We start from the raw sequence: 11,748 nt of genomic DNA on the forward strand, positions 1-11,748 counted from the left end.
CGGTCTGACAGTCGATATCTCAGGTGACTGACACACCGCGATCGCGAGCAGGCTCACTCCTACATTGAACGGCGGCGATCCAGACCAATCACTAGCAACCCCACCAGCACAAACCCCACCAGTATCCCCCCGGCATTCGCCAGCACCTGTGGATAACCCAGCACCGCCACATCAATGAACGGATACGCATAGGCGCCGAGCAGGCGCCCGCGCAGCAGGGCATAGATGAAATACACCAGCGGGTAAATCAGCCACAGCGGCAAGTGCCACAGGCGCAATGTGCCTTTGGGTACGCAGCACCACCAATAGCCGAGAAACAGCAGTGGCATGACGTCATGGAGCAATTCATCAGCGATGAACTGCCAGCCCTCGGGGTGCCATAAATGCCGCAACAGAATGCTGTAGGCCAGACCGACCACGGCGATACTCACCGCGATGCCGCTGCTGACCCACGGTTGCAGAAACCAGCGCCGCGCCGCGGATTCGCGCTCGCTCACGGCGCAGGTCAGCACCGTCGCCACCAGGGTGTTGGTCAATATGGTGAAGTAGCTGAAGAAACTCACCAGCCCGCCCAGCAGGCTGGCGCCGATGCTCAATCGTGCGAAGAAGATCAGGTACAGCTGAATCGTCAATCCAGCCCAGCCCAGTGCGGCCAGGCAGGTGATCAGGCGTCGCCGCCTCGCGCTGTCCATCTCAGAGCGGTCGCTTGGTGCGCATCAGTTTCACGTACAGGCGCTCGACCTTCTCCCGCGCCCACGGGGTTTTACGCAGGAAGGTCAGGCTCGACTTGATGCTCGGATCGCTCGTGAAGCAACGGATGTCGATCCGCTCCGCCAGCCCCGACCACTCGTAGTGAGCGACCAGTGCATTGAGGATCTGTTCGAGGGTCACGCCATGCAGCGGATCGGGAGTCTGTTCGTTCATGCCGGGCCTTTGGGCAAAGTGGAAATGCGTAAAGCCGCGCACCTTAGCCGAGGGGCTGGGCGGGTGGAAGGCCTTCCTGCAAATGTAGGCCAACCCGGAAAGATCGCAGGCTGTGACCCGACTCACAATGCGCCCGTTTGCCGCACTGTTACCGAATCCGAAACGCTGCATGTCTGCAAAAGCCCTTTCTCAATTTGTTACAGATCATTATCCTGCCGCCCTTCCGCTGAAACGCTTCACTGCCTGCGACAATCTGAAGCGTTCGGCCTGCACCCGAAAAACATCAAAAAAAGACTTATTCATGGCTGATTTTTCCTTTTCCCGAGATAGCGCTATCTCCATTCTGCGCACCCTTGGCGGCTGCACCGCTCTTGGTTTTGCCACCTGCACCTTGGCAAACCCGGCCTTCGACAGTGAATCACCGTACATGCTCGGTGACTGGAACGGCACACGCACAGCACTCGCGGAAAAAGGCTACGCGTTCAAACTCGATTACACCGGCGAAATGGGCAGCAACCTGCACGGTGGCTACGACCACGATCGCACCGCGCGCTACAGCGATCAGTTCGGCCTCGGCACCCATCTGGATCTGCAGAAGATCCTCGGCTGGGACGATGCCGAATTTCAGTTGACCATCACCAAGCGCAGCGGCAACAACATCAGCAATGACCGCATCAACGATCCGCGTGTCGGCGGCTTCACCTCGGCCCAGGAAGTCTGGGGCCGTGGCCAGACCACGCGCCTGACGCAGATGTGGTATCAGCAGAAATTCTTCGATCAGGCGCTCGACATCAAGGTCGGCCGTTTCGGCGAGGGCGAAGACTTCAACAGCTTCCCCTGCGACTTCCAGAACCTGGCCTTCTGCGGCTCGCAGGTTGGCAACTGGGTCGGTGGCATCTGGTACAACTGGCCGGTCAGCCAATGGGCGCTGCGGGTCAAATATCACCTGACGCCGGAGCTGTACGCGCAGGTCGGCGCTTACGAGCAGAACCCGTCGAACCTCGATCGCGGCAACGGCTTCAAACTCAGCGGCAGCGGCACTCAGGGCGCGATCCTGCCGGTCGAACTGGTGTGGACGCCGAAGCTCAACGGCCTGCCGGGCGAATATCGCGCCGGTTATTACTACAGCAACGCCAAGGCCTCGGATGTCTATAAAGATCGCAATGACCAGCCGGCAGCGCTGAGCGGCGGAGCCTACCGCAGCGCGTCGAGCAAGCACGGCGTGTGGCTGGGCCTGCAACAGCAAGTCACCAGTGTCGCCAGCGACAACAGCCGTGGTTTGAGCCTGTTCGCCAACGCGACGATGCACGACAAGAAAACCAATGCCATCGACAACTACGTGCAGGCTGGCCTGACCTACAAGGGTCCATTCGACGCCCGCGCCAAAGACGACATCGGTTTCGCCCTGGCTCGCGTCCACGTCAACCCGGCCTATCGCAAGAACGCCGAAGCGAGCAACCGCGCCAATGCCGTCTACGACTACGACAACCCAGGTTTTCTGCCACCGCAGGACACCGAGTACAGCGCCGAGTTGTATTACGGCGTGCACGTCACCAACTGGCTGACCGTGCGCCCGAACCTGCAATACATCCGCCACCCCGGTGGCGTGAACGACGTCGACGACGCCCTGATCGGCGGGATCAAGATCCAGTCGTCGTTCTAAAGATCTGCACAAATCCAATGTAGGAGTGAGCCTGCTCGCGATAGCGCTGTTTCAGTCACTGGAGATGTCGCCTGTAACACCGCTATCGCGAGCAGGCTCACTCCTACAGAAGCAATTCGTTAGCCGAACAAGTTTTTATCTGAACCATGCCTGCGCCAAATCGTCATCTAAAGTGACTACAGCGCGGGACTACATAAACGTCACGGAGAATCACACTATGAGCACCGAAAGTGCTTCGAGTCGGGGCCGTCTGCTACCGGGCCTGCTCGGCATTCTGCTTCTACTGATGGGCCTGGCCATGCTGGCCGGGGGAGTCAAGCTGAGCATGCTCGGCGGCTCGCTTTACTATCTGCTGGCCGGTATCGGCATCGCATTGACCGGCATCCTGCTGCTGATGCGTCGTCGTGCGGCGCTGGGCCTGTACGCCATCGTGCTGTTCGCCAGCACCGTGTGGGCGCTGTGGGAAGTTGGCCTGGACTGGTGGCAACTGGTGCCGCGCCTGGCAATGCTGTTCGCCCTCGGCCTGGTGATGTTGCTGCCGTGGTTCCGTCGCCCGCTGCTGCTCAACGGCCCTGCCCCGATGGGCACCGGCGCGCTGACCGTAGCCGTGGTGCTGGCCGGCCTGACCGCTGTAGCCAGTCAGTTCACCAACCCTGGGGAAATCAAAGGCCAGCTGGATCGCGACAGCGTCGACGGTATGACCAACACCGCGCCGGCCATGCCCGACGGTGACTGGAACTCCTACGGCCGCAGCGCCCACGGTGATCGTTACTCGCCACTGGCGCAGATCACCCCGGCCAACGTGAGCAAACTGGTGCCGGCCTGGACCTACCGCACCGGCGACATCCCGGGGCCGAACGATCCGGGCGAAACCACCGCTGAAAATACCCCGCTGAAAGTCAACGGCATGCTCTACGTGTGCACGCCGCACAGCCAGGTGATTGCGCTGGATCCGGACAGCGGCAAGGAAATCTGGCGTTTCGATCCGAAGCTGAGCACGCAGAACGCGGCCAACTTCAAAGGCTGGGCGCACATGACCTGCCGTGGCGTGAGCTATCACGACGACGCGGTCTATGCTTCCGAGCAGAGCCCGACCGGTTCGGCCAGCCCGGCCCCGGCCAGCGCCTGCCCGCGCCGCATCTTCCTGCCAACCGCTGACACCCGTCTGATCGCCCTGAATGCCGACACCGGCAAAATGTGCGAAGACTTCGGTGACAAGGGTCAGATCGACCTGTCTGCCAACATCGGCGGCTTCAACGCCGGCGGTTACTACTCCACTTCGCCACCTGCGGTCACCAAGGACCTGGTGGTGATTGGCGGTCACGTCACCGACAACGTTTCCACCGACGAGCCTAGCGGCGTGATCCGCGCGTTCGACGTGCACACCGGCAAGCTGGTGTGGAACTGGGACAGCGGCAACCCGGACGACACCGCGCCGATTGCCGAAGGCAAGACCTACACGCGCAACTCGCCGAACATGTGGTCGATGTTTGCTGTCGATGAAAAACTCGGCATGCTCTACCTGCCGATGGGCAACCAGACCCCGGACCAGTTCGGTGGCATGCGTACACCTGAATCGGAACTGCACGCCGCGGGCCTGACTGCGCTGGATATCGCCACCGGCAAGGTGCGCTGGAACTTCCAGTTCACCCACCATGACCTGTGGGATATGGACGTCGGCGGTCAACCGACCGTGATGGACATCAAAACCGCTGACGGCGTCAAGCCAGCGGTATTGGCTTCGACCAAGCAGGGCAGCATCTACGTGCTGGATCGCAGCACCGGCAAAGCCATCGTGCCGATCAACGAAATCCCGGTGCCGCAAGGCGCGGTGGAAGGCGACCACACCTCGCCGACCCAACCGAAGTCCGACCTCAACTTCATGCCGCCACCACTCAAAGAGCGCGACATGTGGGGCGTGACGCCATTCGACCAGATGCTCTGCCGGATCGACTTCAAATCCCTGCGTTATGACGGCCCGTTCACCCCGCCGTCGCTGCAAGGTTCGATCGTGTATCCAGGCAACTTCGGCGTGTTCGACTGGGGCGGCATTTCGGTCGATCCGGTGCGCCAGATCGCCTTCGTCAACCCGAGCTACATGGCGTTCCGTTCGAAGCTGGTTCCAGCAGCAGAAGTTGCCGGCGGCCCGGGTCGCAAGAGCGAAACCGAAGGCGTGCAGCCTAACAAGGGCGCGCCATACGGCGTGATCCTCGAAGCGCTGCTGTCGCCAATGGGCCTGCCATGCCAGGCGCCAGCGTGGGGTTATGTGGCAGCGGTCGACCTGACCACCAGCAAAACCATCTGGATGCACAAAAACGGCACCGTGCGCGACAGCTCGCCGGTTCCGATCCCGCTGAGCATGGGCGTACCGAGCCTGGGCGGCACCTTCACCACCGCAGGTGGCGTGGCCTTCCTGAGCGGCACCCTCGACCAGTACCTGCGCGCGTACGACGTGAAAAACGGCAAACAACTGTGGGAAGGCCGCCTGCCAGCCGGCGCGCAAACCACACCGATGACGTACACCGGCAAGGACGGCAAGCAATACGTGCTCGTCGTCGCCGGCGGTCACGGCTCGCTGGGCACCAAGCAGGGTGACTATGTGATTGCGTACAAACTGTCTGAATAAGCGTTAGCGAGCGGTAAAGAAAAGGCGATGTCCCGTGAGGGACATCGCCTTTTTTGTGCATGAAATCTTAAAGCGGTTCACAAAACCTGTAGGAGTGAGCCTGCTCGCGATAGCGGTGTGTCAGACAGCAACTTTGGGCCTGACACACCGCTATCGCGAGCAGGCTCACTCCCACAATGGACGGTGTCCGTCCTACATAGCCGCGTGATGCGGGGGAGTTTTCCGACAGCTCGCGTCGGTTGTGCTTCGGAAATGCGCTGGATAGGCTCGCAAGGTCGCTGACAATTCAGCGACCGGGCGTCGCGGCCCGAGCAGTCCATTCGATTTGATGCATAATCGCCGGCCCAGGCGTTCGCCGCTTGGTTTGATGGTGGCTGTGCGTGGGATACCTTCGGGTATGCCGGGTTTCCGAATGGCTCGGTCCGCGAACCTGCGTACAGCTGCCTCCTTGCATCGCGTCGCGGCGATCATGAAAAGCAGCTCCATTTCTCATTCGGAGCTTCACCATGTTCAAACCAACACCCAATCCCCCCGAAACCGAAAGCACTTCTCCCTACCAATCCCCCGACTCAAAAAAACTCCACCATGCTGCCGAGCGTGCGCTGGACCACTACCTGAAACCACCGTCCGGCGCCGACAAATCCCACAAACCCAGCACCATGTTCCAGGTCACCCCGGACCAGGACAACGAAAGCCTCCTCGCCCACGCCTGCGAATCCCTGGCCTCGGCCAGTGTCATGGCCAGTGACGTTGCGGCGTATGTGGACAGTCCGCAGCGACATACCATCCTGGCGATCCAGCAAGTGATCATGCTCGCCGAGCTGGCCGTGAATCGAGTCCTGGACAACTACGAAATCCCCCAATCCCCGACACACAACTGAACTCGGTGGGAGCGAGCCTGCTCGCGAAGGCGTCGGCACATTCAGCCTTGATGGTGCAGACACACCGCTTTCGCGAGCAGGCCCACTCCGCAGAGGATCATCTTACCCGTCCTATATATCTCGCCTTATAGCGCATGATCGCGAATAGGCATAAAAACCTGTCAGATGTAACAGTTAACTATTTATGCCGTTTCTTTCAGACTTCCTGCTCCAACTTTATCAGTCAAGGAAGCCCCCAATCGTTGTTACCAGCAGTTCAGTAAATTCACTTTACGGCTCTAACGAGCTATAAATAAGGGATGAACTATGAAAATCCAAGTCAATAGCGATAATCATATTAAAATTAGTCAACAACTGGAGGAGTTTGTACTTACAACTATTGAGAGTACGCTCGAACGTTATAAAGAAGTCTTGAGCCGTGTCGAAGTCCACCTAAGCGACGGAAACGGTGACAAACCAGGTCCCCGGGACTTGCGATGCCAGCTGGAAGCGCGGCCAAAAGGCCACCAACCGATTTCCGTGAATCACAAAGCCGATTCGCTGGAACAGGCGATCGACGGTGCTGCCGTAAAACTTGACCATACCTTGCAGGAATTTTTTGGCAGACTGGGAGGTAGCCCCGCGCCTCTGTAGTACCAGCAAGGCCAACGACAAGTTGTTGGCGGAAGAATTCGCCGAGAACGAACAGGCAGCGATCAACAGCTGATGCGCTGATTACACAAGTCACTAAAGGAGAACGGACCTGCTGATGCAGGGCCGTTTTTTGTTTGTGGTGTTGTTTGTTTCTCGGCAGGGTTTGAGATCGTAGCCCTCCCCGTAGCCCTCTCCCGGGAGAGGGCTACGGGGAGGGAGCCGACCGAGGTGTCTGGAGAAGTACGTCGAACTGAAAGTTCGAGTCGATTATGAAATCCGTACAGCACTTTCAGGTCGGTGTATGTTGGGGTATGCCGATTTCTCAGTTATCGGTCCCCGAACCCGCGTACTGCTGCCAACTCAGATTGAGTCGCGGCAATCGAAGGCAGCTCCACTTTCACCAACTGAGTATTCATCATGAAAAAGCCGACACCCAATCCACCTGAAACCGAAGACACCACCTCTAAGAATTCCCGGCTCGAAGAGATGCCACGAAGCCACCGAACGCGCCCTCGACCACCACCTCAATCCCAACGCGTCAACCCTGCGCGCCACAAGCCCAGCCCCATGTTTCAGGTCGCCCCCGAGCAAGACAGCGGAAGCCTGCTGGTCCATGCCTGCGAATCACTGGCACAAGCCAGCCTCATAATCAGCGATATCGCCGCATATATCGACCTGCCGCAGCGGAGGACGATTTCTGGCGATTCAGCAAGTGATCATGCTCGCCGAACTGGCCGTGAACCGCGTTCTGGATAACCACGAAATCCCCGCAAATAACTGACAACCCACCTTGTGTAGGAGCAGCGTGTGACAGCTCCTACACAGGTCGAGCGTTAACCCGGTTGACTCAAAAAGCTTTCCCACCACTTTTCATCTGCTGCAATCGATCATTGATCAATTGCTCGGCCTGTTTGCGGGTCTCAAGCAAAAAACTCTCATCTGTCTTGTCATAGATCACCCGAAAATGCAGTCCCGGCGTGTCAGAAGAATATTCGCGAATGATGTAATCCTTGTATTTCGAATCTGTATAACTCACGGTTTGATTCCTTGAAGTCGGAGATTGGCATTCATCCTGACGCCTAGGGGCGCCTGATTAATCTCGGGGCAACCGACAAATATGTCTACTGTCAGAAATTACAGGAGCTCAAGACCAGTTCGAAATAAACCGCAAACAATTCTGATCTATGAATTAACCGTTTAATTGAAGATGACTCGAGAGGCATGCAGGCTCGCTCCTACACAAAATCAAAATCAAGATCAAAAGATCGCAGCCTTCGGCAGCTCCTACACACGATGAGCGCAAGCTCGAGTTCCGCTTTTGATCCTGGAGCCCGTCGGCAGGCTGAGTGGAGGGATTGATCCGGGCGTGGGAGCGTAGCGACCGTACGACGCAGTCGGACACAGCGAGTGTAGGTGCAGCGAAGCAAACCGGAGCCGCTGCGCCAGGATCGATCCCGTAGCGAAGGAACCCCGAGCCCGAGCGAGCGGGCCGAACGTCAGGGCGAAGACCTTTTGGTTCCTTTTGGGGCGTTTGCCAAAAGGGACTCGCCGTAAGGGCGAAACCGCCAGCCGCAACCCCCAAAAAAACGGATATTCACACAATCCCCCAGAGCATGGCCGGCCCAAAGGCCGCCAAGGCCCCCTGAACACAAGCAGAAACACACCCGCCCCATTGAAACCACCCCACCCCTGCCCCATCTAACACCCCATACCCCATTGCGCAGGTGCCCCATGACCGACCAGCAAGATCGCCCGGACAACCACGACGACTACGAAACCGACCACATCGAACACACCTCCTCCGGCACCGGCCTGGCGCTGCCCGGGCAAAACCTGCCGGACAAGGTCTACATCATCCCGATCCACAACCGCCCATTCTTCCCGGCCCAGGTCCTGCCAGTCATCGTCAACGAAGAACCCTGGGCCGAAACCCTCGAACTGGTCAGCAAATCCGAACATCACTCCCTGGCCCTGTTCTTCATGGACACGCCCCAGGAAGACCCGCGCCACTTCGACACCGGCGCCCTCCCCGAATACGGCACGCTGGTCAAAGTCCACCATGCCAGCCGCGAGAACGGCAAACTGCAATTCGTCGCCCAAGGCCTGAGCCGCGTGCGCATCAAGACCTGGCTCAAGCATCACCGCCCGCCGTATCTGGTCGAAGTCGAATACCCGCACCAGCCCACCGAGCCGACCGACGAGGTCAAGGCCTACGGCATGGCGCTGATCAATGCGATCAAGGAGCTGCTGCCGCTCAACCCGCTGTACAGCGAAGAGCTGAAGAACTACCTCAACCGCTTCAGCCCCAACGACCCGTCGCCGCTGACCGACTTCGCCGCCGCGCTGACGTCCGCCACCGGCCCAGAGCTGCAGGAAGTGCTCGACTGCGTGCCGATGCTCAAGCGCATGGAAAAAGTCCTGCCGATGCTGCGCAAGGAAGTCGAAGTCGCGCGCCTGCAGAAAGAGATCTCAGCCGAAGTTAACCGCAAGATCGGCGAGCATCAGCGCGAGTTCTTCCTCAAGGAACAACTCAAGGTCATCCAGCAGGAACTCGGCCTGACCAAGGACGACCGCAGCGCCGACCTCGAACAGTTCCAGCAGCGCCTCGAAGGCAAAACCTTGCCGGCGCAGGTGCACAAACGCCTCGAAGAAGAAACTCACAAACTGTCGATCCTCGAAACCGGATCGCCGGAATATGCGGTCACGCGCAATTACCTGGACTGGGCCACTTCGGTGCCGTGGGGCGTGTACGGCGAAGACAAACTCGACCTCAAGCACGCACGCAAAGTCCTCGACAAGCACCATGCGGGTCTGGACGACATCAAGGATCGCATCCTCGAATTCCTCGCCGTCGGTGCCTACAAAGGTGAAATCAGCGGCTCGATCGTGCTGCTGGTCGGCCCGCCGGGCGTGGGTAAAACCAGTGTCGGCAAATCCATCGCCGAATCCCTCGGCCGGCCGTTCTACCGCTTCAGCGTCGGCGGCATGCGCGACGAAGCCGAGATCAAGGGTCACCGCCGCACTTACATCGGCGCACAGCCGGGCAAGTTGGTGCAGGCGTTGAAAGACGTCGAAGTGATGAACCCGGTGATCATGCTCGACGAGATCGACAAGATGGGCCAGAGCTACCAGGGCGACCCGGCCTCGGCGTTGCTGGAAACCCTCGATCCTGAGCAGAACGTCGAATTCCTCGACCACTATCTCGACCTGCGCATGGACCTGTCGAAAGTCCTGTTCGTGTGCACCGCCAACACCCTCGACTCGATCCCCGGCCCACTGCTCGACCGCATGGAAGTGATTCGTCTGTCGGGCTACATCACCGAAGAGAAAGTCGCCATCGCCAAGCGTCACCTGTGGCCGAAGCTGCTGGAAAAGGCCGGCGTGTCGAAAGGCAGCCTGAGCATCAGCGACACCGCGCTCAAAGCCCTGATCGACGGCTACGCCCGAGAAGCCGGCGTGCGTCAGCTGGAAAAGCAGATGGGCAAACTCGTGCGCAAAGCGGTGATGAAGCTGATCGACGATCCGAAAGCGGTGATCAAACTCGGCCCGAAAGACCTCGAAGCGTCACTGGGGCACCCGGTGTTCCGCAATGAACAAGTGCTGTCCGGCACCGGGGTGATCACCGGCCTGGCGTGGACCAGCATGGGCGGCGCGACCCTGCCGATCGAAGCCACGCGGATTCATACGCTTAACCGTGGGTTCAAGCTCACCGGGCAACTCGGCGATGTGATGAAGGAATCGGCAGAAATCGCCTACAGCTACGTCAGCTCGCACCTCAAGCAGTTTGGTGGTGATGCGAAGTTCTTCGACGAAGCCTTCGTCCACCTGCATGTGCCGGAAGGCGCGACGCCGAAGGACGGCCCGAGTGCCGGCGTGACCATGGCCAGCGCCCTGCTCTCCCTCGCACGCAATCAACCGCCGAAAAAAGGCGTGGCGATGACTGGCGAATTGACCCTGACCGGGCATGTGCTGCCGATCGGCGGCGTGCGCGAGAAGGTGATCGCGGCGCGGCGGCAGAAGATTTTCGAATTGATTCTGCCGGAGCCGAACCGGGGTAACTTCGAGGAATTGCCGGATTATCTGAAGGAAGGGATTACCGTGCACTTTGCCAAGCGATTTGCCGATGTGGCGAAGGTGCTGTTCTAACCGGTCGCCCCTCACCCCAGCCCTCTCCCCGAGGAGAGGGAGCCAACCGAGGCGTCTTGAGTCGTCCATCGACCTGAAAGACCGGGTCGATTATGGATTCGGTGATGCGCGTTCATATCGGCGTATTTCGCCAATATCCCTCAGTCAGTCCCCTCTCCCTTTGGGAGAGGGCTAGGGTGAGGGCTTGGCGTCAGTTGGGTCAACGCGGCACCCGTCTGTCACACTTTGCCTCATCTTCAGTTATGCTCGCCGTTCGTCGTAACCGCCGGAGCCGCTGACCCATGTCCCCCACTCGCCTGTTTCTCCCCCTCGCCCTTTGCTTGCTGGCCGCCTGCGCCACGCAACCGAAACACAACGTGACCGTGGAAAAACAAAGCGAATGCCCCGTGCGGCTCACGACCGGGCAAAACCTGATCATCACCCTGCCGAGCAACCCGACCACGGGCTATCGCTGGGCAATCCAGGATTCCGCTGGCGGCGTAATGCGCGCGCTCAGCCCGGAGGTCTACAGCAACCCGGAAGACGCCGGCGTGGTCGGTGCTGCAGGTGTGTCGACCTGGCGGTTCCAGGCATTCGCGGCCGGCACCGGGCGTTTGCGCCTGACCTCGCAACAACCCTGGGCACCGGAAGTGCTGCCCGTGGAAACCTTTGACTGCGCCATTTCAGTGAACTGACTGCGGGAAACCGATTCTGGCTTCTTCGCGAGCAGGCTCGCTCCCACAGGACACCACGATCCCCCCGCGGGAGCGAGCCTGCTCGCGAAAGCCATATACCTGACGGCGAGAATTACCCCCCGTTCGGTGCTTTATCAGACAACCCAAGCATCCGCGCCTCACTTTGGCTAAAATGCCGGCCTTTTCCACCGACACCCGCCG

At 59.6% G+C, this 11,748-nt stretch carries 8 protein-coding genes and 2 pseudogenes; 7 read left to right on the top strand and 3 right to left on the bottom strand.

Annotation, left to right across the window (positions count from 1 at the left end; all coding sequences use genetic code 11):
- Positions 1 to 59: 59 nt before the first annotated feature.
- Together BLU71_RS16410 and BLU71_RS16415 are read right to left on the bottom strand one after the other, a co-directional pair.
- Positions 60 to 692: a Pr6Pr family membrane protein gene (locus tag BLU71_RS16410; RefSeq protein WP_083353509.1), complete on the bottom strand. Its 633-nt coding sequence runs from the start codon at positions 690 to 692 to the stop codon at positions 60 to 62.
- A 1-nt stretch (position 693) separates the two neighbouring features.
- On the bottom strand, positions 694 to 924 hold the full coding sequence (locus BLU71_RS16415; RefSeq protein ID WP_083353510.1) for a VF530 family DNA-binding protein: 231 nt from the start codon (positions 922 to 924) through the stop codon (positions 694 to 696).
- Between the two features lie 301 nt (positions 925 to 1,225).
- On the opposite strand from BLU71_RS16415, the gene BLU71_RS16420 reads away from it, so the two are divergent.
- The 5 genes and pseudogenes from BLU71_RS16420 to BLU71_RS27815 all read left to right on the top strand — a co-directional run bounded on the left by BLU71_RS16420 (position 1,226) and on the right by BLU71_RS27815 (position 7,508).
- A complete protein-coding gene (locus BLU71_RS16420) occupies positions 1,226 to 2,587 on the top strand; it encodes a carbohydrate porin (RefSeq protein ID WP_083353511.1) in 1,362 nt (453 codons plus the stop codon).
- A 217-nt stretch (positions 2,588 to 2,804) separates the two neighbouring features.
- Positions 2,805 to 5,213: a glucose/quinate/shikimate family membrane-bound PQQ-dependent dehydrogenase gene (locus tag BLU71_RS16425; protein ID WP_042608311.1), complete on the top strand. Its 2,409-nt coding sequence runs from the start codon at positions 2,805 to 2,807 to the stop codon at positions 5,211 to 5,213.
- Positions 5,214 to 5,719: 506 nt separating this feature from the next.
- Complete coding sequence (locus tag BLU71_RS16430; RefSeq protein WP_083353512.1) at positions 5,720 to 6,094, top strand: DUF6124 family protein; 375 nt, start codon at positions 5,720 to 5,722, stop codon at positions 6,092 to 6,094.
- 306 nt (positions 6,095 to 6,400) lie between these two features.
- Positions 6,401 to 6,800: pseudogene (locus tag BLU71_RS16435) on the top strand (HPF/RaiA family ribosome-associated protein).
- 344 nt (positions 6,801 to 7,144) lie between these two features.
- Positions 7,145 to 7,508 (top strand): annotated as a pseudogene (locus BLU71_RS27815) (DUF6124 family protein).
- 66 nt (positions 7,509 to 7,574) lie between these two features.
- Here the strand turns inward: BLU71_RS27815 and BLU71_RS16445 are convergent.
- Positions 7,575 to 7,763, bottom strand: a complete 189-nt coding sequence (locus BLU71_RS16445) for a hypothetical protein (protein ID WP_083353513.1) — start codon at positions 7,761 to 7,763, stop codon at positions 7,575 to 7,577.
- A 695-nt stretch (positions 7,764 to 8,458) separates the two neighbouring features.
- On the opposite strand from BLU71_RS16445, the gene lon reads away from it, so the two are divergent.
- Together lon and BLU71_RS16460 are read left to right on the top strand one after the other, a co-directional pair.
- A complete protein-coding gene (lon, locus tag BLU71_RS16455) occupies positions 8,459 to 10,873 on the top strand; it encodes an endopeptidase La (RefSeq protein ID WP_065616646.1) in 2,415 nt (804 codons plus the stop codon).
- A gap of 281 nt (positions 10,874 to 11,154) precedes the next feature.
- Positions 11,155 to 11,547, top strand: a complete 393-nt coding sequence (locus BLU71_RS16460) for a protease inhibitor I42 family protein (RefSeq protein WP_083353514.1) — start codon at positions 11,155 to 11,157, stop codon at positions 11,545 to 11,547.
- Positions 11,548 to 11,748: the final 201 nt, after the last annotated feature.

Source organism: Pseudomonas moraviensis (assembly GCF_900105805.1).
In the GTDB taxonomy this organism is placed as follows: Bacteria; Pseudomonadota; Gammaproteobacteria; order Pseudomonadales; family Pseudomonadaceae; genus Aquipseudomonas; species Aquipseudomonas moraviensis_A.